Here is a 25,925-nt window from a genome sequence, read left to right on the forward strand (position 1 = left end):
TGCAGCCCGGGACGCTCCGCGTCCCAAATCGAGAGCTGGAACGCGGAGCGTCCCTTGAGGCATTCCCACGCGGAGCGTGGGAACGATCAGGCGATCAGGTCAGGATCAAGCCTTACCCGATTCCTGTTCTTCCAACTGATCCGCTTCAAACAACTTGGCCAACTCGGCCCGCGCTTCCTGCGCGCTCTGCAGGACCTTCGCCGCATCGTCGTAAATCGCATGCTGCGCTTCCAGCACTTGTTCATCGTGATGCTTGAAGCGTTTGATCCGCGCATCGGCCTGGGCCTGGGTCAGCCCGAGGCCCACCAGCGTACGCCGGCTCATTTCCAGGCTGGAATAGTAGGTTTCCCGAATCGCTTCGGCGCCAAGGTCGACCAAGCGGTGTACGTGTTGACGGTTACGCGCCCGAGCGATGATTTTCATGTGCGGGTAGAGCTTGTGCACCAGCTCGGCGGTCTTGATGTTGGTGTCCGGGTCGTCGGTGGCGATCACGAAGTATTCCGCCTGCTCGACCTTGGCCGCACTGAGGATTTCCGGGCGCATCGGGTCGCCGTAGAACACCGGCACGCCGCCAAAGCTGCGGGACAGTTCGATGGTTTCCACCGACGTGTCCAACGCCACGAACTTGATGTTCTGCGCCCGCAGGATCCGCGCAACGATCTGGCCCATGCGGCCCATGCCGGCAATCACCACGCGTGGGGCGTCGGTGTCGATTTCGCGGAATTTCTCCGGCACCACCACCGGCTGCACTTTTGGCGAATACAGCCGCGCGCACAGCAGCAGCAACAGCGGCGTTACCGCCATGGACAAGGTAATCGTCAGCACCAGCAAGTCGTACAGGCGCGGCTCGAACAAACCTTGGTCGCGACCGATCTTGAACACCACGAACGCAAATTCACCACCGGCCGCCAGCACGATGCCGAGGCGAATCGCACTGACCTTGCCCAAGCCACCGGCCAGGCGTCCGACGACAAACAGCAGCGGCAGCTTGATCGCGATCAGCAGCAGGGTCAGCCCCAACACGGCGACCGGCGCGCTCAGTAGCAGGCTCAGGTTGGCGCCCATGCCGACGCTGATGAAGAACAGCCCCAGCAACAGACCCTTGAACGGCTCGATCTGCGCTTCCAGCTCATGGCGGTATTCAGAGTCCGCGAGCAGCAACCCGGCAAGGAACGCGCCCAACGCCATCGACACGCCGACCAGGTCCATCAGCCATGCGGTGCCGATCACCACCAGCAACGCGGTGGCGGTGGAGACTTCCGGCAGGCCGGTCTTGGCCACCACCCGGAACACCGGCCGCAGCAGGTAACGCCCGCCGATCACCACCACCGCGATACTGCCCAGCACCCGCAAACCGTGATTCAAGTCCTCGGCGGCACTGCTGGTGTGATCACCGCCGGCCAGCAGCGGCACCATGGCGATCAACGGGATCGCAGCGATGTCCTGAAACAACAGAATCGCGAACGCCAGCCGCCCGTGGGGGCTGGTCAGTTCCTTGCGCTCGGCCAGGCTTTGCAAACCGAATGCCGTGGACGACAGCGCCAGACCCAGGCCCAGCACAATCGCGCTATTCAGACTCTGGCCGAATACAAACAACGCCAGCGCGCCAATCACCGACCCCGTCAGCAACACCTGCGCCAGCCCGACGCCGAACACCGATTTGCGCATCACCCACAATCGTCGCGGTGACAGCTCCAAGCCGATGATAAACAGCAGCAACACCACCCCCAGTTCCGAGATGTGGCTGACGCTTTGCGGATTGCCGATCAAGCCCAGCACCGACGGCCCGATGATCACCCCGGCAAACAGATAACCCAGCACCGCGCCCAATTGCAGACGCTTGGCCAAAGGCACGGTGAGCACCGCCGCGAACAGAAACACGACAGCGGCTTGCAACAAGTTGCCTTCATGGGGCATGGCAAAACTCCAAAGACTCGGTACGGCATGGGGGGCCAAGGATAAAGGCTGTAACCGGATGCGTCAGCAAAGCTTAGCGGTACAGTTGTTACAATTCGCATCAATTGGTTACATTCATAGGATAAGCTGATCAATCTGCCCGTCCTGCGAGTGCGCAACATGGCCATCAATTTCGACCTCAACGACCTGCAAGCCTTTCGCGCCGTGGTCGAGCAGGGCAGTTTCCGCAAGGCCGCCGACACCGTGCGCATTTCCCAGCCTGCCCTGAGCCGGCGCATCGAAAAACTTGAAGATGCCCTCGGTGTGAAGCTGTTCGAACGCACCACGCGCAAGGTCAGTCTGACCCAGGCCGGGCGCGGCTTCATTCCCAGCGTCGAGCGTTTGCTGGACGACCTGGACGTGGCGCTGCTCGGCATCAGCGAAGTCTCCTCGACCCGGCTGGGCCACGTCACCGTTGCGTGTGTGCCGTCGGCGGCGTACTACTTCATGCCGCGGGTGATTGCCCACTACCACCGGCAATTTCCACGGATCAAGGTCAAGGTCCTCGATTCCAGCGCCCACGATGTACTCAGCGCAGTGGTCAACGGCGAGGCGGATTTCGGTTTGAGTTTCATGGGCACGCTGGAGGCCGAGGTCGATTTCGAACCCTTGGTGCAAGAAGGTTATGTGGTGGCCTGTCGCCGCGATCATCCGTTGGCCGGGCGCAGCAGCGTGACGTGGGACGAGTTTTACCGGCAGGACTACATCTCGCTCGACAAGACCTCGGGCAACCGTTTTTTGCTGGATCAGGCGCTGGCCGGCGTGGTGCCGCAGCGGCCGAGCATCTGTGAAACCCGTCACGTCACGACGATGATCGGGCTGGTGGAGGCGGGATTGGGCGTGGCGGCGGTGCCGATGATGGCGATGCCGGCGCAGGACCACCCGATTCTGACGCGGGTGCCGCTGACCGATCCGCAGGTGATGCGCAGTGTCGGGCTGATCAAACGCCGGGGTCGCACCTTGACCCCGGCAGCCCTGGAACTGGAACGGCTGGTGGTGGAAATGAAAATCCAGCCGATCAGCGGGTGACCGAATCCAGGCCGGTGGCTTGCACCTGCGGCTGCACGGCCGGGGAGGCCAGGTAATCGAGCAACGCCTTGGCTTGCGCGGGGTGTTGCGCGCCCACCGGAATGCCGGCGGCAAAACGCGTCACCGATTGCACCGACTCGGGAATCTTCGCCACAAAACTCACCCCCGGCACCGGCAACAGTTCGCTGACCTGCTGGAAGCCCAGTTGGTAGTCGCCAGTGGCAACGACCGAGCCCACCGGGATTTTCGGAATCATCTTCGACTTCGGCTTGAGCTGGTCTTCGATGCCGAGTTTTTTGAACAACTGCTCCTCGATGTACACACCGCTGGCGCTGTCGGAGTAGGCCACCGATCGGGCATCGAGCAGGGTCTTTTTCAAACCTTCCACAGAGCTGATATCAGGTTTTGCCGCGCCTTCGCGCACCACCAGGCCGATCCGCGAGTCCGCCAGTTCCACCCGTGACGCGGGGTCGACTTTGCCTTGTTTGATCAACTCGTCCAGTGCGTAGCCGACCATGATCACCACGTCGGCGTGTTCACCGCGCGCCAGGCGATTGGGGATCGCTTCCGGCGCCTTGCCCATCGAGGGGCCAAGGGCGGTGTCGAGGGTATTGCCGGTGGACTTGGCGAATTGCGGACCGAGGATTTTGTAAGCCGCGGTAAAGCCGCCGGAGGTCATCACGTGGAGCTCTTCGGCCTGGGCAATGGTGCTCAGACCCGCGATGAGCAGCAGGGCGGCGTAGTTGAACAGCGTTTTCATCGAATAGTTCTCGCAGTCAAAGGTGGGTCAGGACACGGCCGGTTGCAGGCGGCCGGTGGAGCGGCGATAGAGAAACAAGGTCGCGCAGAGGGCGCAGAGCGCCGCGAAACTCATCCAGTAACCGGGTGCGGCCTTGTCGCCGGTGTACTGGATCAGCAAGGTCGACATCGCTGGAGTGAACCCACCAAACACCGCCGTCGCCAGGCTGTACGCCAGGGAGAACCCGGCGACCCGCACTTCCACCGGCATGATCTCAGTGAGTGCGGCGATCATCGCGCCGTTGTACAAGCCATAAATGAACGACAGCCACAGCAACACCAGCAGCATGTTGAGGAAGCTCGGTGCGTTCACCAGATAGGTCAGCGCCGGATAGGCCGTCGCCAGGGTCAGCAGCGCCATGGCGATCAGCACCGGACGCCGGCCGATGCGGTCGGACAAGGCCCCGCCAATCGGCAGCCAGAAAAAGTTCGAAACACCGACCAGCAACGTCACCAGCAGCGCATCGGACGTGCTCAGGTGCAACACGGTTTTGCCGAAGGTCGGGGCGTACACGGTGATCAGGTAAAACGCGGTGGTGGTCAGGGCGACCATCATCATCCCGCCGAGCACGATCCCCCAGTTCTGCGCCAAGGTTCGGAACACTTCACCCATGCTCGGGCGGTGTTTGCGCGCAGCGAACTCGGCGGTTTCTTCGAGGTTGCGGCGCAGGAAGAAAATGAACGGCACGATCATGCAGCCGACGAAGAACGGAATCCGCCAGCCCCAATCGGCAATCATCGTTGGCGCCATCCATTGGTTCAGCCCATAGCCCAGCGCTGCGGCGACGATGATCGCCACTTGCTGGCTGGCCGACTGCCAACTGGTGAAAAAGCCTTTGTTGCCTGGCGTGGCGATCTCCGAGAGGTACACCGAGACACCGCCCATTTCCGCACCGGCCGAGAAGCCTTGCAGCAAGCGGCCAATCAACACAATGGCGGGGGCGAACAGCCCGATGGTCTCGTAACCGGGCACCAGCACAATCAGGATCGTCCCGCTGGCCATGATCGACAACGTCACGATCAAGCCTTTGCGCCGGCCCACATCATCGATGTACGCACCCAGCACCACGGCGCCGAGCGGGCGCATCAGGAACCCGGCGCCGAACACCGCGAAGGTCATCATCAGGGAGGCGAATTCGCTGCTGGCCGGGAAGAACACGGCAGCAATCTGCGTGGCGTAAAAGCCGAAAAGGAAGAAGTCGAACTGTTCCAGGAAGTTACCCGAGGTGACCCGGAAAATCGCACTGGCCCGGGAGCGCCCGGAAGGGATTGAGGCTGTCATTGATCTGTACTCCACCGCTTTTATGACGTGCGCTGCGTGGGAGCGGCGCACGGTTCTTATTGGGGCGGATAGTGGAGCAGAGGCATCGATATGTTAATTGCATAGTTGGCATGTATTGATGTGCGAAGTGGATCAATACATTGTGGATTATGCCGCTACAGGTTCGCTTCGATGTGCGCAAACGCCCGCGCGACATAGTCGTCTTTCTCGCCCACCGGCGCGAAATTGTGCAGCACTTCCCGCGCGGCTTGCGTGCCTTTGAGCCGGGCCAGAAACCACGCCGACAAGTATTGCGACGCCAAACAGCCACCGGCCGTGGCGATATTGCCATTGGCGTAGAACGCTTGATTGACCACATTGACCCCGGCCGCTTGCACCCAGGGCTTGCTGATCGCGTCGGTGCAGGCCGGGGCATCGCCGAGCAACCCGAGCCTGGCCAGCAGGAACGTGCCGGAGCATTGCGCCCCAAGCAGTTGCCGCGCCGGGTCGAATTGCAACTGCGCCATGATCTCCGGGTTGTCGGCCACTTCGCGGGTCTTGCGGCCACTGCCGATCAACACCGCATCGGCTGTGCAGGCTTGCTGCAGATCGATGTGCGCATCGATGGTCAAACCGTTCATCGACGTCACACGCGGTGTTGGCGAGGCGATACTCACCCGCCAGTCCTGATCCCCCAACAGCGAAATCCGGCTGAGCATGCCGTAGGCGATCAGGGAGTCCAGTTCGTTGAAACCATCGAAGGTCAGAATGGCGACGTGCATGGCGAATCCTGCTGGCTTTTTCGTAGCCTACGCCGAGCCGGCGCGACACCTCCAGTACAGTCAGTTGCAGAATCATCGCTACAGTAAGGAATGATTCGCCACGAGCGCAGTCGGAACTCAGTAGTCACGACATCCCAAGAGGTTCACCGATGAACAGCAAAACCCTTATCGCCAGCCTCGCCCTTGTCGCCGGTATTGCCGCAATCAGTCCTATCGTCCAGGCCGCCGAAACAGCGCAGAAAACCGTCCAGCCCGGCGCCAACAACGCCCGCAGCCTGGTGAAAGGCGACCGTGCGCCGGAGGTCTATCAGCGCAGCGAAAAAGCCGTGAAGAACTGGAAGGCCAAAGGTCTGAAGGCGCCGGCGTCTGACGCGCAGTGGGTGCAGATCAATGACAAGTACATGATGGTGTTGATTACCAGCGGGACGATCGTGGATGTTACGCCGGTGGAGCGTTAGTTCGTCCGTCACTAACTAGGACTCAACGCCTGGATGCCCAACCGATACTGATTATTCCCACTGCGCTTGGCCTCATACATCGCCAAATCTGCAATGTGAATCAACCGGTCCATGCTCGGCGCATGGTCCGGGAACACCGCGACGCCCAGGCTGGTGCCAATGTGGCGCTGATCATTGCCAATCGTCACCGGCGGTGAGAGTTCGACGAAGATTTTCTGGCAGATGCTGCGCGCTTCGTCTTGCAGATTAATGCCGGGCGGCAGGCCCTGGAGGATCACCACGAATTCGTCGCCGCCAATCCGGGCCACGGTGTCGGTTGAGCGCAGGATGCGTTTGAGCCGCGTGGCGGTGGTGACCAGTACCCGGTCGCCGGCCGCATGCCCGTAATGGTCGTTGATCGCCTTGAAACCATTGAGGTCGACAAACACCAGCGCCACCCGTGTCGCGCTGATGCGCGCCTGTTCCAGCGCTTTAGACAGGCGTTCTTCAAGCACCAGGCGATTGGGCAGGCCAGTCAGCGGGTCGTAATAGGCCAAGTGTTGCAGGTAGCTGGCGGAGGCTTTTTCTTCGGTGATGTCGCGGACCACACCCATCATTTTGATCGTGGTGTCGTGATCGTTTTTCACCACATTGCCAGTCTCGCGCAGCCAGCGGATGGTGCCGTCGGGCCAGACCACGCGGTATTCCTCGTCATGGTTTTCGCCGGTTTCCAGGCAACGCAACTCGCCGGCGCGGACCTTGGCCCGGTCGTCCGGGTGTACGCAGGAACAGAACAAGGCGTAGGAGGGCGTGACTTCACCGGTCTTGAACCCGAACATGCCGTAGATCGCGTCCGACCAATACAGCGTGTCCGTGTCCACGTCCCAGTCCCAGGTGCCGATGCGGGCGAAGTACTGGCTGCGTTTGAAGCGTTCGGCGTCACCGTCCAGGTGAATATTTTTCGCCGTGGACAGGCTGGCGATCAGCGCGCGGCATTCCTCCAACTGCCGTCGCAGGACAGACTGGCGGCAGACCAGCACAATCAGCACGGCAAGCATCACTAAGCCGATGGCAGCGCAGATCCAGAGGACACTCATTCAGGGATGGCCATCATCGGGTGTTTTAACCGTGGGGTTGATGGTGCTTAGCTTAGTTCAGGGTTACGGTCGGAAATAGAGCTAAACCGCGCCGAACAGTTGCCAATTGCCCGCGATTCTGGGAAAACGGCGGCCATTAAGTCCCTCCGGGGGAGACAACAGACGAGTGCATGTAATGAATGATGAGCTTCAGGTAATCGACCTTGAACTGGGCGACGGCAAAGCAGCGGTCAAAGGCGCACTGATCACCACGCAATATCGCGGATGGCTGGAAGACGGCACCGAGTTCGATTCTTCCTATAGCCGTGGCAAGCCTTTTCAGTGTGTGATCGGGACGGGTCGGGTTATTAAAGGCTGGGACCAGGGGATTGTGGGCATGCAGGTCGGTGGCAAGCGCAAGCTGCTGGTGCCGGCGCATTTAGCCTATGGCGAACGGACGATGGGCGCGATTACGCCGAATTCGAATCTGGTTTTTGAGATTGAGTTGTTGGAAGTTTTGACGCGGGATGATTGATTGGCTGTGATTTGAGATGACAAGACCCGCCATCCCGGTGCTATGGGAGGGCGGGTTTAATGAGATGGTCAGCCTGACCGAGAAGCCCTGCAGGTTTACGCTTGCAGGGCTTTTCTCGTTTTCGGCGGAGGATCTCTCATGGTTTGGCGAATGAAGATCAAAAGATCGCGTTGTTCGTCAGGCCACCAGAAAAACCTTGAATAAATCCTTGCCGCCCTGGGCTATTCCAGAGACTATGCGCGCCACATAGGGGTATGGGGTATAGGTATGTCGCACATTCACGAACACAAGGATGATCTGCTCAATCGCGTCCGGCGCATTGCCGGGCAGGTGCAAGCGGTGGAGAAGGCCTTGGAATCCGATGCCGATTGCGCCAAGACCCTGCATCTGGTGGCGGCGATCCGTGGCGCGGTCAATGGTTTGATGGACCAGTTCATCGACGCCCACGCCCGTGAGCACGTGGCCCATCCCGACCTCAGCAACGAAGAGCGCGCCCAGGGCGTGGAAGAGTTGCTGCAAGCCATCCGCCGTTATTCGAAGTAGGGTCGATTACCATGACACTGACACCCCAGGCTTCTCGTTTTACGCACGATCACATGTTCCTCGGCGCCTCCCACGATGAAAACGGCCGCCGCACGTTGTGGGTGGTGGCGTTGACGTTCGTGATGATGATTGGCGAAATCGCCGCCGGTTATATCACCGGTTCAATGGCGTTGCTGGCCGATGGTTTTCACATGGCCACCCATGCGGTGGCCCTGGGCATCGCGGCGGCGGCTTACGGGTTTGCCCGGCGCCACGCGAGTAATGCGCGCTTCAGTTTCGGCACCGGCAAGGTCGGCGACCTGGCTGGGTTTGCCTCGGCCATGGTGCTGGGGCTGGTGTCGCTGGGCATTGCTGGCGAGTCCATCCTGCGTCTGTTTCAACCCACCACCGTGGCCTTCACCGAGGCGACGATCATTGCCGTGGTGGGGCTGGCGGTGAACGTCGTCAGTGCCTTCCTGCTGGCGGGCAATCATGGGCATCACGGCCATGATCACGGGCACAGCCACGACCACGGTCATCATCACGATAACAACCTGCGTTCCGCCTACGTCCACGTGCTGGCCGATGCCTTGACCTCGGTCCTCGCCATCGCCGCGTTGCTGGCCGGCCGCTATCTGGGTTGGGTCTGGCTCGATCCGGTCATGGGCATCGTCGGCGCCGTCGTCATCGCGAAATGGGCCTACGGCCTGATGCGCGACAGCGCCGCCGTGCTGCTCGATGCCACCGACGAACACGTGGCCGGAGAAATCCGCGAACTGCTGGAAACCCCCGGCGACGTGACCATCAGCGACCTGCACGTCTGGCAGGTCGGGCCTGACGCCCGGGCGGCGATCGTCAGCGTGGTGGCGGCGGCCAGTGTCAGTGCAGATGCCATTCGCGAGCGTTTGGCGCCTGTTCATGAGTTGTCGCACCTGACGGTGGAATACCGCGTCGCCTGAGTGATCAGGCTTGGGCTTCGGTCAACAGTGGAATCCGACCATTCAGGGACGGGCGGTAGTGCCAGGTCAAACCGTCCAGCGCAGGATTTATCGCCAGGATTTGCCTCAATGTGGCGCTGGCAATGCTCAACGCCAATGTCTGCCCCGGACATTGATGGCGGCCCGCGCCGAAGGTGAAGCTGCGACGGTTTGGGCGGTCGACGATGAATGTATCGGGTTGCTCGTTGAGCTGCGGATCGCGATTGGCCGAGGCCAGCAGCACCAGAATGGTGTCGCCGGGGTTCAGGTTGATACCGTCGATTACGCAAGGCGCGACGACGAAGCGGCGGGTGTTCTGGACTGAGGGGTCGAGGCGTTGGACTTCGGCCAGGAACGAGTCAACATCGCGCAGCAACAGCGGAGCGCGAATCAATGCCACCAGCGCATTGCCAATCAACCCGGCCGTGGCCTCATAGGTTTGCGAGCACAGGCCGATCAGGTTGGCGATCAGCATTTCGTTGTCCGAAGAAGCGAAGCGTTGCTTGATGCCATTTAACACAGGGCTGTGCACGTCCGGGTCATCCAGCAATTCGAAGAAATGCCCCCGCAATTGCTCAGCCGCCTCGTGAGCGCGGTCCAGTTGAAGACGAGTGCTCAGCGGCGACAGACAGGCCACGAAGTCAGCGGTCAATTCGTTGACCTCTCGGGTCTGGGCGGGGGAGAACCCGAGCAACGTCGCGACCACGCACACCGGGCCATAAAACATGGCTTTTGATAAGCCCTCGGCGTCCGGGGTGATCAACCGTGCACTGACCAACCCTTGTATTTCGACAGGGTCGATCAACGCCAACCCCGGCTCAATCGCCGCCCGGGGACAGCGCTGCCGTTCACCTTCATTCATCCGCATCAACCGCCCAAATACTTCGCCGGCCAAACCGTCAACAATCGTCTTGGGCACTGGCTCACCGGCCGGGCGCACATGGCAAGTAGGATGCGCCAACACCGCCGCCACGGTCGCGGCACTGCTGGCGACCCATAACTTCAGTCCTTGATGAAAAACCAGCCCGCCCTCTGCACGCAATTGCGCGTAATAGGGATAAGGATCGGCATGAGTCGCAGCGATGATCGGGTCCATGGGTCGCAGCCTTGTTTGTGGTGGGGAAAGTGTTGCTACTATCTCCAGTTCACAACGGCCTTGATTCGTCCGGGAGCGAAATATGAACGTTGAACAGCACGACATCGGCGTCTCTCAGGTTGCCGCCGCGATTGCGGAGCCGGCCCGGACAAAGATCCTCTGTTCGCTGATGGACGGCCACGCCCGCACCAGCACCGAGCTGGCGGCGATTGCCGAGGTCAGCGCCTCCACGGCCAGTGCGCATTTGGCCAAGCTCAAGGAATCGGCGCTGGTGCGGCTGCACGTCCAGGGCCGCCATCGGTATTACAGCCTCGCCGACAAACGCGTGGCCCAGGCGCTGGAAGCCTTGATGGTGATCGGCCAGAACGCCGCGCCCACTTTCAATTCGCGCACCCCTGATCGCCTGCAATTCGCCCGCACCTGCTACGACCACATGGCCGGCACCCTGGCGGTGTTGCTGCATGACCGGATGATTGAGGCGGGGTGGTTGCTGGAGACTGACGAGCAGGTTTATCAGCTGAGTGACAGCGGTGAGGCGTTGTTTGAAGGCTTGGGCATCGAAGTCAAAGACTTGAGCACGATGCGTCGTCGCTTTGCCTGCCCGTGCCTGGACTGGAGCATGCGTCGGCCGCATCTGGGTGGTTCGCTCGGGGCGGCGTTGTTGCAGGTGGCGATCAAGCGTAAATGGGTGACCCAAGGCCTGGACAGTCGGGCGTTGGCATTGACGGCGGCGGGGCGCAAGGAGATGGGGGTGCGGTTTGATCTGGTGTTACCGGCCGATCTTTCCTACGCCCGGAAATCCCAGACGTACTCCACCACCCGCACCGCCAGCACCAGGTAGATCAAAAACAGAATCACTTGGAACGCCGCGTGATAGGGCAGTCGTGACAAGCGACGCAAGCCGTCGCTGACGCTGAGCAGCATCAGTAGCGCAGAGACCGCGATCAGCGCCCAGCCCGCGACGTCCGAGGTGAGCAGCCCCATGTACGGGTGATGTTCGCTGTGCAACGCATTGGTGCCCGCCGCAAACAGTAAAGCGCAGACCAGCAGGTTCTTGATGTTGTCGAACACCTGCGTGGTGAAGTCGGTGTCCAGCAAGGCCAGATACTTGCGCCAGAATTTGCCCATGGTTTGTCGATACCTGTCGATGGCGGTTGCACGCCGCAAGTTTAGTAATGAATTGAGGCGGGCGCCGATTTCCTCTGATCCGACGAGGGGTGCATCTGCGGGTTGTGCGTCGCAGGGCGAAGCTATACTGTATATCCGAACAGTATAAGGCGTGCCCCATGGAACTCATCGACAAGCTCAGCATTCTCGCCGACGCCGCCAAGTACGACGCGTCCTGCGCCAGCAGTGGCGCGCCCAAGCGCAGCTCCGAAGGCAAAAGCGGGCTGGGTTCCACCGATGGCATGGGGATTTGCCACAGCTATACGCCGGACGGGCGGTGTGTTTCGTTGCTGAAGATTCTGCTGACCAACTTCTGCCTCTACGACTGCCAGTATTGCGTCAATCGCCGTTCCAGCGATGTGCCTCGGGCGCGATTCAGTCCGGAAGAAGTGGTGACGTTGACCCTGGATTTCTACCGTCGCAACTGCGTCAGCGGCTTGTTTCTCAGTTCGGGGATCATCCGCTCGGCCGACTACACCATGGAACAACTGATCCGCGTGGCCAGGCTGTTGCGCGAAGAACATGAGTTTCGCGGCTATATCCACCTCAAGACCATTCCCGAAGCCGATCCGGCGCTGATTGCCGAAGCAGGGCGCTATGCCGACCGGTTGAGCGTCAATATCGAACTGCCGACCGACCTCAGCCTGCAAACCCTGGCCCCGGAAAAGCAACTGGGCTCGATCAAGCAGGCGATGCAGACCATCTACACCGGCGAGCAAACCGTGCTCAATGAACCTCGGTCACCGAAATTCGCCCCGGCCGGGCAGAGCACGCAGATGATCGTCGGCGCCGATGACACCGATGACAGCACCATCCTCCACAGCGCCCAGGCGCTGTATGGCAGCTATCGCCTGCGGCGGGTCTATTACTCGGCGTTCAGCCCGATCCCCAACAGCCCGAAAAGTGTGCCCCTGGCGGCGCCGCCGCTGATGCGCGAACACCGTTTGTATCAGGCCGATTTTCTGCTGCGCAGCTACGGCTTCACCGCTGGCGAGTTGTTCAAGGGACCGGGGGATCTGGCCCTGGACATCGACCCGAAACTGGCCTGGGCGCTGGAGAATCGCGACGTGTTTCCCCTGGACCTCAATCGCGCTGAGGCTTCGTTGATCGCGCGGATTCCAGGGATTGGCCTGCGCACCACCGAACGTCTGGTGGAGCTGCGCCAACAACGGCGCATACGCTATGAAGACCTGGCGCGCATGCGTTGCGTGCTGGCCAAGGCCAAGCCGTTCTTTATCACCAGCGATTACCACCCCCAGCAGGCGGAAGTCACCAGCCATTTGCTCTATCAGCAACTGCGGGACCGGCCGCAACCGCAACAAATGGGGTTGTGGGGATGATCAGCCTGGACTGTGACGACCTGTTCGACACCTGGCGGCAACAGGCGCGGTGGTTGCTCAGCCATGAGATCGATCCGAGCCTGGTCAGCTGGGCGTCGGAAGGCGTCACCGACCTGTTTGCCAGCGACGATGCGCCGCCCGCTGGCAATGGCCCGTTTCAGGCGCGTATTCCATTGGCCTTGCTCGGCATCCTGGAGAGCGCCGCCCGTTATCGTGGCGATCAGCGCTGGAGCCTGCTCTATGAGGTGTTGTGGCGGGTCAGTCATGGTGATCGCACGGCGATGCTGGCCGGTGACAAGCTCGGCAGTGAGCTGCAGCGGCGGATCAAGCAGGTGCAGCGCGAAGCCCATCATTTGCATGCGTTTGTGCGGTTCGTCGAGCGGCCCAAGCATGCCGAAGGCCCGCAATACGTGGCGTGGCATGAACCGGCCCACGACATCCTGCACAGCGCCAGCGAGCACTTTGTCGGGCGCATGGGCCGCCACCGCTGGTTGATCGCCACACCCCGCGACGGCGTCTATTACGATGGCGAGCAGTTGATCCACCAACGCCAATGCCCGGTTGAATGGCAACAACTGGCGCAGAACGTCGACGATCCCCACGGCGATATGTGGCTGACCTACTACAGCCACATCTTCAACCCGGCGCGGTTGAACCCGAAGGTCATGCAAGGGCATTTGCCAGCGCGGTTCTGGAAGAACCTGCCCGAAGGCGTGTTGATTCCGGGGTTGATCACCCAGGCGCGCACGGGTAAGCAGCAGGACGGGCAGGCGAGCGGGATTGCCGGGAGGCAGGGGAAACGGATTGGCATGAAGCGCTGAAGATCAAAAAGCCCCACATCGATCACTCGATGGGGGGCTTTTGTGCAACGGACGTCAGGTCAAACCTTGACGATCCAGCCCGCTGGCGCTTCGATGTCGCCGGTCTGTACGCCGGTCAGCTCTTTGTAGAGCTTCTGGGTGACCGGGCCGACTTCGGTTTCGCTGTGGAACACGTGCAGGTGGTCGTTGTAGCTGATGCCGCCGATCGGGGTGATTACGGCAGCGGTGCCGCAGGCGCCGGCTTCCTTGAAGTCCGACAGTTTGTCGATCAGCACATCGCCTTCGATCACTTCCAGACCCAGACGCGATTTTGCCAGTTCGATCAACGACAGGCGGGTGATGCCTGGCAGGACCGACGGCGAGTTCGGGGTCACGAACTTGTTGTCGTGGGTGATCCCGAAGAAGTTGGCCGAACCGACTTCCTCGATTTTGGTGTGGGTCATCGGGTCCAGGTAGATGCAGTCAGCGAAGTGCGCCTTCTTGGCTTGGGAGCCGGGCATCAGGCTGGCGGCATAGTTGCCACCGACCTTGGCCGCACCGGTGCCTTGTGGGGCGGCGCGGTCGTAGCTGGAGATCAGGAAGTTGTGCGGAGTCAGGCCGCCCTTGAAGTAAGCGCCGACCGGAATCGCGAAGATCGAGAAGATGAACTCAGGGGCGGTACGCACGCCGATGTTGTCACCCACGCCGATCACGAACGGACGCAGGTACAGCGCGCCGCCAGTGCCGTAAGGCGGGATGAAACGCTCGTTGGCGCGAACCACGGCTTTGCAGGCTTCGATGAACTGCTCGGTTTCCACAAACGGCATCAGCAGGCGTGCGCAGCTGCGTTGCATGCGCAGGGCGTTCTGGTCCGGGCGGAACAGGTTGATCGAGCCGTCCTTGCAACGATAAGCCTTCATGCCTTCGAAGCATTGCTGGCCATAGTGAAGGGCAGTCGAGCCTTCGCTGATGTGCAGCACGTTATCTTCGGTCAGGGTGCCTGCGTCCCACTCGCCATTGCGCCAGTACGACAGATAGCGTTTGTCGGTCTTGATGTAGTCAAAACCCAGCTTGTCCCAATTGATGCTCTCGTTACCCATGACACCCTCTATCACTGAACAACCGCCGAAACGGTTCAAGGCTTCTGACGTTTTTTTGGATGGGGACAACAATACTTCATTCCGGGCCGGTTTCGCAGCCTGGAATGCATTCCTTTGATCGTTCCCCGCGCGCTGATCGTTCCCACGCTCCGCGTGGGAATGCCTCAACGGACGCTCCGCGTCCGCTTTGGGACGCGGAGCGTCCCGGGCTGCATTCCCACGCGGAGCGTGGGAACGATCAGTTAGCGTGGGAACGATCAGTCAGAGGTGCAGCGCGTGCCCAAGCGCCCGCAACGCCGCTTCCTGCACCGCTTCGCCCAGCGTCGGATGCGCATGGATGGTGCCGGCGATGTCTTCCAGCCGCGCGCCCATTTCCAGGCTTTGGCCGAACGCGGTCGACAATTCCGAAACGCCCACGCCCACCGCTTGCCAGCCGACAATCAGGTGATTGTCCCGACGAGCGACCACCCGCACGAAGCCGGTTTTCGACTCCAGGGTCATCGCCCGGCCATTGGCGGCGAACGGGAAGCTGGAAACGATGCAGTCCAGACCGGCCGCTTCGGCTTCAATCGGCGTCTTGCCGACCACCACCAGTTCCGGGTCGGTAAAGCACACGGCAGCGATGGCCGTCGGGTTGAATTCGCGGGATTTGCCGCTGATCAGCTCAGCCACCATCTCGCCCTGGGCCATGGCCCGGTGCGCGAGCATCGGTTCGCCGCTCAGGTCGCCGATGGCGTAGACGTTGCGCATGCTGGTCTGGCAGCGGTTGTCGATCTTGATCGCCGAACCGTTCATCGCCAGATTCAGCGCTTCCAGGTTCCAGCCCTGAGTGTTCGGCTTGCGACCGACGGCCACCAATACCTGATCAGTTTCAAGATTCAAAACGTCGCCATTCGGATCAAGCACTTGCAGCGTATTACTAGCCGAATCAAAACCTTGCACGCTGTGCTTCAAGTAAAGCTTCACGCCAAGGTGCTTCAGCGCCTCGTGCACCGGGTGCGTCAGTTCGGCGTCGTAGGCCGGCAGGATACGATCCTGGGCCTCGACCACACTGACCTCGGCGCCGAGCTTGCGATAGGCAATCCCCAACTCCAGACCGATGTAACCGCCACCGACCACGATCAGCCGTTTAGGCACGGACTTCGGCGCCAGGGCTTCGGTGGAGGAGATGATCGGCCCGCCAATCGGCAGCATCGGCAGGTTCACGCTCTTGGAGCCGGTGGCCAGCACCAGGTGTTCGCACTGGATCCGCGTGTCGCCGACTTCAACGGTCTTGCCGTCGATGACCTTGGCCCAACCCTGGATGACCTGGATTTTGTGCTTTTTAAGCAGCGCCGACACGCCAGTGGTCAGGCGATCAACGATGCCGTCCTTCCACTCGACGCTTTTCGTGATGTCGAGGGTCGGCGCCGAAACGCTGATACCCAGAGCCGAATGCTGGCTGTGGTGTTGGGTCTGGTGAAACTGCTCGGCGACGTGAATCAGCGCCTTCGACGGAATGCAGCCGATGTTCAGGCAAGTACCGCCCAACGATTCACCTTCCACCAGAATGGTCGAAATGCCCAACTGGCCGGCACGGATCGCTGTCACGTAACCGCCAGGGCCGCCGCCGATGATCAGCAGCGTGGTGTTCAAATTTTGCATTTCCTACTCCACAAACAGGGTGGCGGGTTGTTCGAGCAGGCCACGAATGGCCTGGATGAATTGCGCCGCGTCCATGCCATCGACCACCCGGTGATCGAAGGAGCTGGAGAGGTTCATCATCTTGCGAATCACGATCTGGCCGTTGACCACCATCGGGCGTTCGACGATTTTGTTCACGCCGACGATCGCCACTTCCGGCAGGTTCAGCACCGGCGTGCTGACAATGCCGCCCAACGCGCCGAGGCTGGTCAGGGTGATGGTCGAGCCGGACAGTTCATCGCGGCTGGCCTTGCCATTGCGTGCAGCGGTGGCCAAACGCGAGATTTCCGACGCGCTGTCCCACAGGCTGCGGGCTTCGGCGTGACGCACCACGGGCACCATCAAACCGATATCGCTCTGGGTGGCGACGCCGACATGCACCGCGCCGAGGCGGGTGATGACCTGGGCTTCATCGTCGTAACGGGCGTTGATCTGCGGGAAGTCGCGCAGGGCAACGACCAGGGCACGGACCAGGAACGGCAGCAAGGTCAACTTGCCGCGAGTCGCACCGTGTTTTTCGTTCAAGTGCGCGCGCAGTTCTTCCACGGCGGTGACATCGATTTCCTCGACATAACTGAAGTGGGCAGCGCGCTGGGTGGCGTCCTGCATGCGCTGGGCGATCTTGCGGCGCATGCCGATCACCGGGATTTGCTCTTCGTCGTTACGCTGGGCGTAAGCGGCGGCAACCGGTGCCGAGGCATTCGACTGACCCTGGGCCAGATAAGCGTCGAGGTCTTCGTGCAATACGCGACCGGCCGGGCCAGTGCCACGCACCAGGCGCAACTGAATGCCGAGATCCAGCGCATGTTTACGCACGGCCGGGGAGGCCAGCGGGCGTTCATCGGCTTCACGGGCGACCATCGGGCCCTGGCACGCGACCGCAGGACGCGGCGCCGCCACCGGTTTGCTTTCGGCTTCAACCTTTGGCGCCGCTGCAACCGGTGCTTCTTTAACGGCAACGGCTGCCGGCTGCGCGGACTCTTTATAGTTACCCGCGCCTTCCACTTCAATGCTGATCAAAATGCTGCCAACCGCCATGACTTCGCCCGGCTGGCCGCCCAGGGAAATCACCTTGCCATGCACCGGCGACGGAATATCGACCATCGCCTTATCGGTCATGACATCGGCCAGCACCTGGTCTTCGACGACCATGTCGCCAACCTTGACGTGCCACACCGACAACTCAACTTCTGCAATGCCTTCACCAATGTCCGGCATTTTAATAACGTGCGTGCCCATTCAGACCTCCATAACCCGTTTCAACGCCGCGCCCACTCGGGACGGCCCTGGGAAATACGCCCACTCTTGCGCGTGCGGGTAGGGGGTGTCCCAACCGGTGACGCGTTCGATCGGCGCTTCCAGGTAGTGGAAGCAATGCTCTTGCACCAACGCGACCAATTCCGCGCCGAAACCGCAGGTGCGGGTGGCTTCGTGAACGATCACGCAGCGACCGGTTTTCTTCACGGATTTGACGATGGTTTCCAGGTCCAGCGGCCACAGGCTGCGTAGATCGATAACTTCAGCGTCGACACCGCTTTCTTCAGCGGCGACTTGCGACACGTAAACCGTGGTGCCGTAGGTCAGGATCGTGACTTCCTTGCCCGGACGGGCGATGGCGGCGACGTCCAGCGGCACGGTGTAGTAGCCGTCCGGTACTTGTGCGGCCGGGTGTTTCGACCACGGGGTGACCGGACGGTCGTGGTGGCCATCGAACGGGCCGTTGTACAGGCGTTTCGGCTCAAGGAAGATCACCGGGTCATCGTTTTCGATGGAGGCGATCAGCAAGCCTTTGGCGTCATACGGGTTGGACGGCATGACTGTGCGCAGGCCGCAGACTTGGGTGAACATCGCCTCGATGCTCTGGCTGTGGGTCTGGCCGCCGTAAATGCCGCCGCCGCAAGGCATGCGCAGGGTCATCGGCGCGGTGAACTCGCCGGCCGAGCGATAACGCAGGCGCGCCGCTTCCGAAATGATCTGGTCGGACGCCGGGTACACGTAGTCGGCGAACTGAATCTCGGCCACCGGCCGCAGACCGTAGGCGCCCATGCCCACCGCAACGCCGACGATGCCGCTTTCGGAAATCGGCGCATCGAACACCCGGGAGGTGCCGTACTTGCTCTGCAAGCCTTCGGTGCAACGGAACACGCCGCCGAAGTAGCCCACGTCCTGGCCGAACACCACGACGTTGTCGTCGCGCTCAAGCATCACGTCCATGGCCGAGCGCAGGGCCTGGATCATGGTCATGGTGGTCGTGGTCATGGCGGTTTCCAGCTCAATATGGTTGTTGTGGTCGTTCATGTCAGATCCCCAACTCTTGACGCTGGCGCTTCAAGTGCTCCGGCATCTCTTTGTAGACGTCTTCGAACATGGTCGCGGCGCTTGGCGTCTGGCCACCGGCGAGGGTGCCGTACGTTTCGGCTTCTTTCTGCGCGGCAATCACTTCGGCTTCCAGTTCGGCGCTGACGGCGCTGTGTTCCTCTTCGGACCACTGGCCGATCTTGATCAGGTGCTGCTTGAGGCGCGCGATCGGATCGCCCAACGGGAAGTGGCTCCAGTCATCGGCGGGACGGTATTTCGAAGGATCATCGGAGGTGGAGTGCGGGCCGGCGCGGTAGGTGACCCATTCGATCATGGTCGGCCCGAGGTTGCGGCGCGCCCGTTCGGCGGCCCAGGCAGAGGCGGCGTAGACCGCGACGAAATCGTTGCCATCGACCCGCAGGGAGGCAATCCCGCAACCGACGCCACGACCGGCGAACGTGGTGGCTTCACCACCGGCAATCGCCTGGAACGTCGAGATCGCCCACTGGTTGTTGACCACGTTGAGGATCACCGGCGCGCGGTAAACGTGGGCGAAGGTGAGGGCGGTGTGGAAGTCCGATTCAGCAGTGGCGCCGTCGCCGATCCAGGCCGAAGCGATTTTGGTGTCGCCCTTGATCGCCGACGCCATGCCCCAGCCCACACCTTGTACGAATTGGGTGGCGAGGTTGCCGGAAATGGTGAAGAAACCGTGATCGCGTACCGAGTACATGATCGGCAGCTGCCGGCCCTTGAGCGGATCGCGCTCGTTGGACAGCAGTTGGCAGATCAGGTCCACCAGCGGCACTTCGCGGGCCATCAGGATGCTTTGCTGACGGTAGGTGGGGAAGCACATGTCGTCGATGTTCAAGGCCAGGGCCTGGGCGCTGCCGATGGCTTCTTCGCCAAGGCTTTGCATGTAGAACGACATTTTTTTCTGACGCTGGGCGACCACCATGCGGTTGTCGAAAATCCGCGTCTTGAGCATGGCGCGCATGCCTTTACGCAGGATCTCGGACGGCACGCCTTCGGCCCATGGACCCAGTGCGTTGCCCTGGTCGTCGAGCACACGAATCAAGCCCTTGGCCAGATCAGCGGTGTCGGCCGGTTCTACGTCGATTGGGGGTTTGCGCACCAGACCTGCGTCAGTCAGATGCAGGTAGGAGAAGTCGGTCTTGCAGCCGGGACGGCCCGAAGGTTCGGGAACGTGCAGGCGCAGCGGTTCGTACGCTTGGTTCATGGCTTCTACGCTCGATCTTGTGAATTTTTTGTAGTGAGCTGACGGTCATTCCACGGTTAATGGAAATCTTGTCCTACAAACATCATAGGCCCGGCGCAGGAGAATATTTCTCTGTGTTTCGTTGCGTTGGCAGTCATTTGAGGATAAAAAATCTGCCTAAACAAAAATAACAGGTGGTTTTGTCTCATGCGCAAACTGGACCGTACCGATATCGGCATTCTCAATAGTCTTCAGGAGAACGCCCGCATCACCAACGCTGACCTCGCCCGTTCGGTGAACCTGTCGCCGACGCCGTGTTTCAACCGGGTCAAGGCGATGGAAGAACTGGGGGTAATTCGCGAGCAAGTGACCCTGCTGGATGCCGACCTGCTGGGGCTGCATGTGAATGTGTTCATTCACGTCAGCCTTGAGAAGCAGGTGGAGGAGGCGCTGGCGCATTTCGAAGAGGCGATTTCCGATCGCCCGGAAGTGATGGAATGCTACTTGATGGCGGGGGATCCGGATTATCTGATCCGGGTGTTGGTGCCGACGATTCAGTCGCTGGAGCGCTTCATGATGGATTTCCTCACCAAAGTGCCCGGGGTTGCCAACATTCGTTCGAGCTTTGCGCTCAAGCAAGTGCGCTACAAAACCGCGCTGCCATTGCCGGCGAATGGGTTGACCCTCGCCTGAAGGCGTCCACTGATCGTTCCCACGCTCCGCGTGGGAATGCATCCCGTGACGCTCTGCGTCACATCCGAAGCGGAACGCGGAGCGTCCCTGGCGGCATTCCCACGCGGAGCGTGGGAACGATCAAGCGTTAGAGTTTGTTGATCGGGATCTTCAGGTAGGTGACGCCGTTTTCCTCCGCCGGCGGCATATTCCCCGCCCGCACGTTCACCTGAATCGCCGGCAGCAGCAAATTCGGCATGCCCAACCCGGCATCGCGCTGCGTACGCATGGCCACGAACGCCGCTTCATCAATGCCGTCATGCACATGAATGTTGCTTTTGCGCTGCTCACCCACGGTGGTCTGGCACTCAGGCTCACGGCCCTCAGGCGGGTAATCGTGGCAAACGTAAAGCCGAACACCGGCAGGGAAGGCCAGCAGCTTCTGAATCGAAGCAAACAACTGGTTCGCATTGCCCCCCGGAAAATCGCAACGCGCCGTGCCGACATCCGGCATGAACAGCGTATCGCCCACCAGAATCACATCCCCGTCGATCAAATACGCCATGTCCGCCGGGGTGTGGCCGGGTACATGCAGCGCGGTGGCCTTGAGGTTGCCGATCATGAACGATTCGTTCGGGGCGAACAGGTGATCGAACTGCGAGCCATCCACACAAAATTCCGGCTCCAGGTTGAACAGGGTCTTGAATACGCCCTGCACCTTGCTGATCGACTGCCCGATCGCAATCTTCCCGCCCAGCTCGCGACGCAGGTACGGTGCGGCGGAGAGGTGATCGGCGTGGGCGTGGGTTTCCAGCAGCCATTGCACCTGTAATTGGTGTTCGCGCACGAACGCAATTACGCGATCAGCCTGGGCCGTGGTGGTGCGCCCGGCCGCCGGGTCGTAATCGAGCACCGGGTCGACGATCGCGCATTGCCCGCCAGCCTGCTCGTAGATCACGTAGCTGTAGGTGGACGAGGCGGGGTCGAGGAAGGCTTCAATCAGCGCGGGCATGGGACACGAACCTGTGAAAGGAGTGGGAAGACAGTAACCGGTTGCAACACTTTATGTTTACACATAATGTCTGCAGCTTAAGTGACGTCGAAGGCATCCTGCAAATGCAATCCAGTCTGACCGAAGGTGAAGTCGCCCAACTGCGGGCATCGGCCTCCAAAGCTTGTGCGTTGCTCAAGGCTTTGGCCAATGAGGATCGCTTGCTGATTCTCTGTCAATTGACCCAGGGCGAACGCAATGTGGGCGAACTGGAAACCATGACCGGCGTGCGCCAGCCCACACTGTCCCAACAGCTGGGCATCTTGCGCGACGAGGGCCTGGTCGCGACTCGGCGTGAAGGCAAATACATTTTCTATGGGCTGGCCAGCCACGAAGTCATCCAGGTGATGAAGACCCTGTCCGGCCTGTATTGCGGGGCGGTATTAAAAAGCTGGGCCTGACCCGACTAAATGCGTGCAGCAGTAAATAGGGAACAACCAATGAACGATCAACACTGGGGCCCAACCATCAGTGCAGACATCGTGGTAATAGGCGGCGGCACGGCAGGGATTGGTGTTGTCGCCAGCCTGCTCAAGCGCGATCCGTCGTTGCACATCACCGTTATCGAACCCAATCCCCAGCATTTCTATCAGCCGGCCTGGACCTTGGTCGGTGGTGGCGCCTACAACCTGCAAGACACCGTGCGCCCAATGGCCAGCGTCATGCCGCGTCAAGCCACCTGGCTGCAAGCGGCTGTTACTGAAATTGCCGCCGACAACAAGCACCTGACCCTCGACGACGGTCGCACCGTCGGCTATCAACACCTCATCGTCTGCCCCGGCCTGCGCCTGGCCTGGGAGAAGATCGAAGGTTTGCAGGAGTCCCTCGGCCAACACGGCGTGACTTCCAACTACAGTTATCAACACGCGGCCTACACCTGGGAACTGGTCAAGAATCTGCGCGGTGGCAAGGCGATCTTCACCCAGCCGCCAATCCCGATCAAATGTGCCGGGGCGCCGCAAAAGGCGTTGTACCTGTCTTGCGATCACTGGCTTAAAAGCGGTGTGCTCAGCACCATCGACGTCGAGTTCAACCTCGCCGGCGCCGCGCTGTTCGGCGTGCCGACGTTCGTGCCGCCGCTGATGAAGTACATCGAAAAGTACAACGCGCGGCTGGCCTTCACTTCCAATCTGATCAAGGTCGATGGCCCGGCGAAAACCGCGTGGTTCGAGGTCAAGGACGCGGCCGGCACGGTCACCGTTGAAGAAAAAACCTTCGACCTGTTGCACGTCGTGCCGCCGCAAGTAGCCCCGGATTTCATCCAGCAAAGCCCTTTGGCCGACGCCGCCGGCTGGTGCGAAGTGCACCTGCACACGCTGCAACACGTGCGTTACCCCGAGGTTTTCGGCCTCGGTGATATCTGCTCCACCAGCAACGCCAAAACCGCCGCCGCCGTGCGCAAGCAGATCGTGGTGGTCGCCGAAAACCTGCTGGCCCTGCGCAAGCAACAGCCGCTGCCGCTCAAATACGACGGCTACGGTTCCTGCCCGCTGACGGTGGAGAAGGGCAAGGTCATCCTCGCCGAATTTGGCTATGCCGGTAAGTTGCTGCCGACCTTTCCCCTCGACCCCACCGTGCCGCGTCGTTCGGCGTGGTGGCTCAAGGCGACGCTGCTGCCGTGGTTCTACTGGAACGGCATGCTCAAGGGCCGCGAATGGCTGACTGCCGTGTCCAAGGTCGATTGAGAGAGAACCCTATGCTGCTGGCAAGTTTTTTTGGTGTGCTGATGGGCCTGGTGCTCGGTTTGACCGGCGCCGGGGGCGGGATTCTGGCGGTGCCGGCGTTGGTGCTGGGCCTGGGTTGGACCATGACCCAAGCGGCGCCGGTCGCGTTGTTTGCGGTGGGCAGTGCGGCGGCGGTCGGCGCCATCGACGGTTTGCGCCACGGGCTGGTGCGTTATCGCGCGGCGATGTTGATTGCCTTGATGGGGGCGATTTTCTCCCCGCTGGGCATCTTCTTCGCCCATCAGTTGCCGGAAAAAATCCTGATGATCCTGTTCAGCCTGCTGATGGTCATGGTGGCCTGGCGGATGTTGCGCAAGGAGCGTCAGGACGCAGGCCCGAACGATCACGGCCACGCCAACTGGGGCCAGAAGAATTGCATGCTCGATCAACAGACCGGGCGTTTTTCCTGGACCGCCAAATGCACCGCAACCCTGGCCGCCCTCGGCGCGGTGACCGGGGTGGTGTCGGGGTTATTGGGCGTGGGCGGCGGCTTTCTGATCGTCCCGGCATTCAAGCAGCTGACCGATGTACAGATGCGCGGGATCATCGCCACGTCCTTGATGGTGATCAGCCTGATCTCGGCCATCGGCGTGATCGGCGCGTTTCACGCCGGGGTGCGAATTGATCGTCTGGGCGTGGCGTTTATCGTCGCCAGCATCGTTGGCATGGTCATTGGCCGCAAGTTGTGCGCCCGGGTTCCCGCCCGAACGCTGCAAGTTGGCTTCGCCAGCGTCTGCGTCGTAGTCGCCGCGTACATGCTGTTTAGAGCGGGCGCCTGACCGGTAGTGGTTCCTCCGGGCGCCAGTAGCGCTCGCAGGCGTACGCCCAAAGTTCCGGGCCTTGTCGTGGCCCGGTCTTACGCCGGACTTGCCGCGCGCCACCGGCCCGTCCAAAGCACTTCACAACCACCTCCAAGGCAGCGTATGACGCCGCCGGTCAGCTTTCGATAATCGCCTCCGACAACTTGTCCCCCTGTTGCGGAGCGCTTCATGCCTAACAATAAGAACTTTACGCATCGTTTCCTGCCGGCCGTTATCGTCAGTCTGTCGTCCCTTGGCCTGAGCTCAATGGCCGAGGCCGAGATCATGCTGTATGACAAGGACCAGACCACGTTCTCCACTGACGGTTACATCAACGCTTTCTATGTGAACAGCAAGGTCGACCGCGCTGGCGATCAGTTCGACCGGCGGCAGGCGCGGGTCAAGATGGGGTTTCTGCCCAACTACCTGGGCTTCAACATGGGCAAGCAGGTCGATGACCTCAAGCTCGGCGCCCGTGCCTCGTTCTGGGTGACCATCAACGACAGCGAAACCAACGGCACCGACACCGCCATCGATGTACGGCAGTTCTACGGCACCGTGGCCAACCCGGCGTGGGGCGAGGTGCTGATCGGCAAGGACTTCGGGCTGTTTGCCCGCTCCAACATTCTGCTCGATGAACTACTCGCCGGTTACGGCCAGGTCAGCGACAGCCTGGGGCTGGTGGACGGCGGCGGGGTGTCGTTCGGCAATATCGGCAGTGGTTATCCGTATCCGTTCCCCACCTCGCAAATCACTTACCGCACCCCGGTGATGGACGGCTTGCGCGTGGCGGTGGGGATCATGGACCCGGTGGACACCAACGACAGCAGCCCGTTGGGCAAGGCCTACCAGGAAAACCCGCGCACCGAGAGCGAGATCACCTACCAGTTCGATGTCGCCGGGGCGAAGATCTACAGCTGGGTCAACGGCAGCTACCAGACCTCGGACAACACCGATTCCAGCGTTCAATCCGTCACCTCGAAAGGCGTCGGCTACGGCGTGCAGGCGAAAATGGGTGGGTTATCGCTGACCGGTTCCGGGTTCCAGGCCAAGGGCATCAACCCGTTCTTCACCAACAATGCCGGCGAAGCGACGTTGCGTAATGTCGATAGCAAAGGTTATCTGATGCAGGGCTCGTACAAACTGGGCAAGAACCGCTTGGCGCTGTCCTACGGCAAGACCAACGACGATGGCAACGGCGTGGTGGGCAGCGGCGCAGACTATAAAACCCGCGGCATCGCGCTATTCCATGACGTCAATGACAACCTCAAGTTGGTGGCCGAGTACAACCAGTTCAGCATCGATGGCCACGACACCAGTGCGCAGAACGAAGACACCGATACGGTTGCGGTGGGGGCGGTGTTGACCTGGTAAGGCTTGGGTGGCGAGTCTGGCTGCGCGTAAATCCCCTGTAGGAGCGAGGCTTGCCCGCGAAGAGGCCGTCACATTCAACATGGATGTCGACTGACACACCGCTTTCGCGGGCAAGCCTCGCTCCTACAGGGATCGGTGTGAGGTTTTAGATTTGACACCACACTCATCCCATCGAAGCCCAAGACCGCTACCCAAGTAGCATACGTCCCGGCCTGCAGGCTTCGTACACTC

Annotated in this window: 26 protein-coding genes; 13 read left to right on the forward strand and 13 right to left on the reverse strand. The window is 61.1% G+C overall.

All coding sequences use genetic code 11. From position 1 onward, the window contains the following. Nucleotides 1–105 precede the first annotated feature (105 nt). Entirely contained in the window at nt 106–1,917 is a 1,812-nt protein-coding gene (locus tag ACZ89E_RS04830; RefSeq protein WP_463257658.1) for a monovalent cation:proton antiporter-2 (CPA2) family protein, read from the reverse strand. Nucleotides 1,918–2,076: 159 nt separating this feature from the next. On the opposite strand from ACZ89E_RS04830, the gene ACZ89E_RS04835 reads away from it, so the two are divergent. After that, entirely contained in the window at nt 2,077–2,985 is a 909-nt protein-coding gene (locus tag ACZ89E_RS04835) for a LysR family transcriptional regulator (RefSeq protein WP_149661354.1), read from the forward strand. Here ACZ89E_RS04835 and ACZ89E_RS04840 read toward each other — a convergent pair. The 3 genes from ACZ89E_RS04840 to ACZ89E_RS04850 all read right to left on the reverse strand — a co-directional run bounded on the left by ACZ89E_RS04840 (nt 2,975) and on the right by ACZ89E_RS04850 (nt 5,826). Further along, nucleotides 2,975–3,745, reverse strand: coding sequence for a substrate-binding domain-containing protein (locus tag ACZ89E_RS04840; RefSeq protein WP_149661355.1), 771 nt, complete (start codon nt 3,743–3,745; stop codon nt 2,975–2,977). The two genes, ACZ89E_RS04835 and ACZ89E_RS04840, sit on opposite strands and share 11 nt — an antisense overlap. Before the next feature lie 27 nt (nt 3,746–3,772). Then, nucleotides 3,773–5,065, reverse strand: a complete 1,293-nt coding sequence (tcuC, locus tag ACZ89E_RS04845) for an MFS transporter (protein ID WP_149661356.1) — start codon at nt 5,063–5,065, stop codon at nt 3,773–3,775. A 155-nt stretch (nt 5,066–5,220) separates the two neighbouring features. Next, a complete protein-coding gene (locus tag ACZ89E_RS04850; RefSeq protein ID WP_476254986.1) occupies nt 5,221–5,826 on the reverse strand; it encodes a DJ-1/PfpI family protein in 606 nt (201 codons plus the stop codon). A gap of 149 nt (nt 5,827–5,975) precedes the next feature. Here ACZ89E_RS04850 and ACZ89E_RS04855 point away from each other — a divergent pair, with 149 nt between their 5' ends. Then, a complete protein-coding gene (locus ACZ89E_RS04855; protein WP_463257653.1) occupies nt 5,976–6,284 on the forward strand; it encodes an RcnB family protein in 309 nt (102 codons plus the stop codon). 11 nt (nt 6,285–6,295) lie between these two features. Here the strand turns inward: ACZ89E_RS04855 and ACZ89E_RS04860 are convergent, their stop codons facing one another. Next, a complete protein-coding gene (locus ACZ89E_RS04860; RefSeq protein WP_476254987.1) occupies nt 6,296–7,360 on the reverse strand; it encodes a diguanylate cyclase domain-containing protein in 1,065 nt (354 codons plus the stop codon). Nucleotides 7,361–7,535: 175 nt separating this feature from the next. Here ACZ89E_RS04860 and ACZ89E_RS04865 point away from each other — a divergent pair, with 175 nt between their 5' ends. The 3 genes from ACZ89E_RS04865 to dmeF all read left to right on the forward strand — a co-directional run bounded on the left by ACZ89E_RS04865 (nt 7,536) and on the right by dmeF (nt 9,355). Next, nucleotides 7,536–7,874 (forward strand): FKBP-type peptidyl-prolyl cis-trans isomerase, encoded by a 339-nt coding sequence (locus ACZ89E_RS04865; RefSeq protein WP_476254988.1) that lies wholly within the window; start codon nt 7,536–7,538, stop codon nt 7,872–7,874. Between the two features lie 267 nt (nt 7,875–8,141). After that, nucleotides 8,142–8,417, forward strand: a complete 276-nt coding sequence (locus tag ACZ89E_RS04870) for a metal/formaldehyde-sensitive transcriptional repressor (RefSeq protein ID WP_149661361.1) — start codon at nt 8,142–8,144, stop codon at nt 8,415–8,417. Nucleotides 8,418–8,428: 11 nt separating this feature from the next. Continuing rightward, nucleotides 8,429–9,355, forward strand: a complete 927-nt coding sequence (gene dmeF, locus ACZ89E_RS04875) for a CDF family Co(II)/Ni(II) efflux transporter DmeF (RefSeq protein WP_476254989.1) — start codon at nt 8,429–8,431, stop codon at nt 9,353–9,355. A gap of 4 nt (nt 9,356–9,359) precedes the next feature. Here dmeF and ACZ89E_RS04880 read toward each other — a convergent pair whose 3' ends face one another. Continuing rightward, nucleotides 9,360–10,469 (reverse strand): cytochrome P450, encoded by a 1,110-nt coding sequence (locus ACZ89E_RS04880; RefSeq protein WP_476254990.1) that lies wholly within the window; start codon nt 10,467–10,469, stop codon nt 9,360–9,362. Nucleotides 10,470–10,551: 82 nt separating this feature from the next. On the opposite strand from ACZ89E_RS04880, the gene ACZ89E_RS04885 reads away from it, so the two are divergent. Then, nucleotides 10,552–11,310, forward strand: a complete 759-nt coding sequence (locus ACZ89E_RS04885; RefSeq protein WP_149661364.1) for an ArsR/SmtB family transcription factor — start codon at nt 10,552–10,554, stop codon at nt 11,308–11,310. Here the strand turns inward: ACZ89E_RS04885 and ACZ89E_RS04890 are convergent. Next, the gene (locus ACZ89E_RS04890) at nt 11,256–11,597 is read right to left on the reverse strand and encodes a hypothetical protein (RefSeq protein ID WP_476254991.1); all 342 of its coding nucleotides are present in this window, start codon (nt 11,595–11,597) and stop codon (nt 11,256–11,258) included. The genes ACZ89E_RS04885 and ACZ89E_RS04890 overlap by 55 nt on opposite strands. Before the next feature lie 158 nt (nt 11,598–11,755). Between ACZ89E_RS04890 and ACZ89E_RS04895 the strand changes: the two genes are divergently transcribed. Beyond that, nucleotides 11,756–12,976, forward strand: a complete 1,221-nt coding sequence (locus tag ACZ89E_RS04895) for a putative DNA modification/repair radical SAM protein (RefSeq protein ID WP_476254992.1) — start codon at nt 11,756–11,758, stop codon at nt 12,974–12,976. After that, entirely contained in the window at nt 12,973–13,797 is an 825-nt protein-coding gene (locus ACZ89E_RS04900) for a TIGR03915 family putative DNA repair protein (RefSeq protein ID WP_476254993.1), read from the forward strand. Before ACZ89E_RS04895 ends, ACZ89E_RS04900 begins: the two co-directional genes overlap by 4 nt. A 59-nt stretch (nt 13,798–13,856) precedes the next feature. Here the strand turns inward: ACZ89E_RS04900 and ACZ89E_RS04905 are convergent, their stop codons facing one another. The 5 genes from ACZ89E_RS04905 to ACZ89E_RS04925 all read right to left on the reverse strand — a co-directional run bounded on the left by ACZ89E_RS04905 (nt 13,857) and on the right by ACZ89E_RS04925 (nt 20,094). Further along, a complete protein-coding gene (locus ACZ89E_RS04905; protein WP_149661367.1) occupies nt 13,857–14,876 on the reverse strand; it encodes a branched-chain amino acid aminotransferase in 1,020 nt (339 codons plus the stop codon). Between the two features lie 261 nt (nt 14,877–15,137). Next, entirely contained in the window at nt 15,138–16,520 is a 1,383-nt protein-coding gene (gene lpdA / locus ACZ89E_RS04910) for a dihydrolipoyl dehydrogenase (protein ID WP_476254994.1), read from the reverse strand. A gap of 3 nt (nt 16,521–16,523) precedes the next feature. Continuing rightward, nucleotides 16,524–17,798, reverse strand: a complete 1,275-nt coding sequence (locus ACZ89E_RS04915) for a dihydrolipoamide acetyltransferase family protein (RefSeq protein WP_476254995.1) — start codon at nt 17,796–17,798, stop codon at nt 16,524–16,526. After that, entirely contained in the window at nt 17,799–18,857 is a 1,059-nt protein-coding gene (locus tag ACZ89E_RS04920; protein ID WP_149661370.1) for an alpha-ketoacid dehydrogenase subunit beta, read from the reverse strand. Between the two features lies 1 nt (nt 18,858). Beyond that, nucleotides 18,859–20,094 (reverse strand): 3-methyl-2-oxobutanoate dehydrogenase (2-methylpropanoyl-transferring) subunit alpha, encoded by a 1,236-nt coding sequence (locus tag ACZ89E_RS04925; protein ID WP_463257645.1) that lies wholly within the window; start codon nt 20,092–20,094, stop codon nt 18,859–18,861. A gap of 186 nt (nt 20,095–20,280) precedes the next feature. Between ACZ89E_RS04925 and bkdR the strand changes: the two genes are divergently transcribed. Beyond that, entirely contained in the window at nt 20,281–20,766 is a 486-nt protein-coding gene (gene bkdR, locus ACZ89E_RS04930; protein WP_463257644.1) for a Bkd operon transcriptional regulator BkdR, read from the forward strand. A gap of 127 nt (nt 20,767–20,893) precedes the next feature. Here the strand turns inward: bkdR and ACZ89E_RS04935 are convergent, their stop codons facing one another. After that, a complete protein-coding gene (locus tag ACZ89E_RS04935; RefSeq protein ID WP_463257642.1) occupies nt 20,894–21,757 on the reverse strand; it encodes an MBL fold metallo-hydrolase in 864 nt (287 codons plus the stop codon). Between the two features lie 104 nt (nt 21,758–21,861). On the opposite strand from ACZ89E_RS04935, the gene ACZ89E_RS04940 reads away from it, so the two are divergent. From ACZ89E_RS04940 to ACZ89E_RS04955, 4 genes are all read left to right on the forward strand, one after another. Continuing rightward, nucleotides 21,862–22,197, forward strand: coding sequence for an ArsR/SmtB family transcription factor (locus ACZ89E_RS04940; RefSeq protein ID WP_403017013.1), 336 nt, complete (start codon nt 21,862–21,864; stop codon nt 22,195–22,197). Nucleotides 22,198–22,236: 39 nt separating this feature from the next. After that, the gene (locus ACZ89E_RS04945) at nt 22,237–23,481 is read left to right on the forward strand and encodes an NAD(P)/FAD-dependent oxidoreductase (protein ID WP_476254996.1); all 1,245 of its coding nucleotides are present in this window, start codon (nt 22,237–22,239) and stop codon (nt 23,479–23,481) included. An 11-nt stretch (nt 23,482–23,492) separates the two neighbouring features. Then, entirely contained in the window at nt 23,493–24,299 is an 807-nt protein-coding gene (locus ACZ89E_RS04950) for a sulfite exporter TauE/SafE family protein (protein WP_463257640.1), read from the forward strand. A gap of 210 nt (nt 24,300–24,509) precedes the next feature. Beyond that, entirely contained in the window at nt 24,510–25,694 is a 1,185-nt protein-coding gene (locus tag ACZ89E_RS04955; RefSeq protein ID WP_476254997.1) for a porin, read from the forward strand. The last annotated feature ends 231 nt before the right edge of the window (nt 25,695–25,925 follow it).

This window comes from Pseudomonas sp. TE3899 (genome assembly GCF_056279105.1).

Excerpts from the sequence above, each read along its gene's own strand:
- ACZ89E_RS04935 (WP_463257642.1), bottom strand. The coding sequence starts at position 21,757 with ATGCCCGCGCTGATTGAAGCCTTCCTCGACCCCGCCTCGTCCACCTAC.
- ACZ89E_RS04870 (WP_149661361.1), top strand. The coding sequence starts at position 8,142 with ATGTCGCACATTCACGAACACAAGGATGATCTGCTCAATCGCGTCCGG.
- ACZ89E_RS04885 (WP_149661364.1), top strand. The coding sequence starts at position 10,552 with ATGAACGTTGAACAGCACGACATCGGCGTCTCTCAGGTTGCCGCCGCG.
- ACZ89E_RS04895 (WP_476254992.1), top strand. The coding sequence starts at position 11,756 with ATGGAACTCATCGACAAGCTCAGCATTCTCGCCGACGCCGCCAAGTAC.
- ACZ89E_RS04925 (WP_463257645.1), bottom strand. The coding sequence starts at position 20,094 with ATGAACCAAGCGTACGAACCGCTGCGCCTGCACGTTCCCGAACCTTCG.
- ACZ89E_RS04915 (WP_476254995.1), bottom strand. The coding sequence starts at position 17,798 with ATGGGCACGCACGTTATTAAAATGCCGGACATTGGTGAAGGCATTGCA.
- ACZ89E_RS04890 (WP_476254991.1), bottom strand. The coding sequence starts at position 11,597 with ATGGGCAAATTCTGGCGCAAGTATCTGGCCTTGCTGGACACCGACTTC.
- ACZ89E_RS04905 (WP_149661367.1), bottom strand. The coding sequence starts at position 14,876 with ATGGGTAACGAGAGCATCAATTGGGACAAGCTGGGTTTTGACTACATC.
- ACZ89E_RS04940 (WP_403017013.1), top strand. The coding sequence starts at position 21,862 with ATGCAATCCAGTCTGACCGAAGGTGAAGTCGCCCAACTGCGGGCATCG.
- ACZ89E_RS04855 (WP_463257653.1), top strand. The coding sequence starts at position 5,976 with ATGAACAGCAAAACCCTTATCGCCAGCCTCGCCCTTGTCGCCGGTATT.
- ACZ89E_RS04880 (WP_476254990.1), bottom strand. The coding sequence starts at position 10,469 with ATGGACCCGATCATCGCTGCGACTCATGCCGATCCTTATCCCTATTAC.
- lpdA (WP_476254994.1), bottom strand. The coding sequence starts at position 16,520 with ATGCAAAATTTGAACACCACGCTGCTGATCATCGGCGGCGGCCCTGGC.
- ACZ89E_RS04835 (WP_149661354.1), top strand. The coding sequence starts at position 2,077 with ATGGCCATCAATTTCGACCTCAACGACCTGCAAGCCTTTCGCGCCGTG.
- ACZ89E_RS04900 (WP_476254993.1), top strand. The coding sequence starts at position 12,973 with ATGATCAGCCTGGACTGTGACGACCTGTTCGACACCTGGCGGCAACAG.
- ACZ89E_RS04840 (WP_149661355.1), bottom strand. The coding sequence starts at position 3,745 with ATGAAAACGCTGTTCAACTACGCCGCCCTGCTGCTCATCGCGGGTCTG.
- bkdR (WP_463257644.1), top strand. The coding sequence starts at position 20,281 with ATGCGCAAACTGGACCGTACCGATATCGGCATTCTCAATAGTCTTCAG.
- ACZ89E_RS04950 (WP_463257640.1), top strand. The coding sequence starts at position 23,493 with ATGCTGCTGGCAAGTTTTTTTGGTGTGCTGATGGGCCTGGTGCTCGGT.
- ACZ89E_RS04955 (WP_476254997.1), top strand. The coding sequence starts at position 24,510 with ATGCCTAACAATAAGAACTTTACGCATCGTTTCCTGCCGGCCGTTATC.
- ACZ89E_RS04920 (WP_149661370.1), bottom strand. The coding sequence starts at position 18,857 with ATGAACGACCACAACAACCATATTGAGCTGGAAACCGCCATGACCACG.
- ACZ89E_RS04945 (WP_476254996.1), top strand. The coding sequence starts at position 22,237 with ATGAACGATCAACACTGGGGCCCAACCATCAGTGCAGACATCGTGGTA.
- ACZ89E_RS04850 (WP_476254986.1), bottom strand. The coding sequence starts at position 5,826 with ATGCACGTCGCCATTCTGACCTTCGATGGTTTCAACGAACTGGACTCC.
- ACZ89E_RS04830 (WP_463257658.1), bottom strand. The coding sequence starts at position 1,917 with ATGCCCCATGAAGGCAACTTGTTGCAAGCCGCTGTCGTGTTTCTGTTC.
- ACZ89E_RS04860 (WP_476254987.1), bottom strand. The coding sequence starts at position 7,360 with ATGAGTGTCCTCTGGATCTGCGCTGCCATCGGCTTAGTGATGCTTGCC.
- tcuC (WP_149661356.1), bottom strand. The coding sequence starts at position 5,065 with ATGACAGCCTCAATCCCTTCCGGGCGCTCCCGGGCCAGTGCGATTTTC.
- dmeF (WP_476254989.1), top strand. The coding sequence starts at position 8,429 with ATGACACTGACACCCCAGGCTTCTCGTTTTACGCACGATCACATGTTC.
- ACZ89E_RS04865 (WP_476254988.1), top strand. The coding sequence starts at position 7,536 with ATGAATGATGAGCTTCAGGTAATCGACCTTGAACTGGGCGACGGCAAA.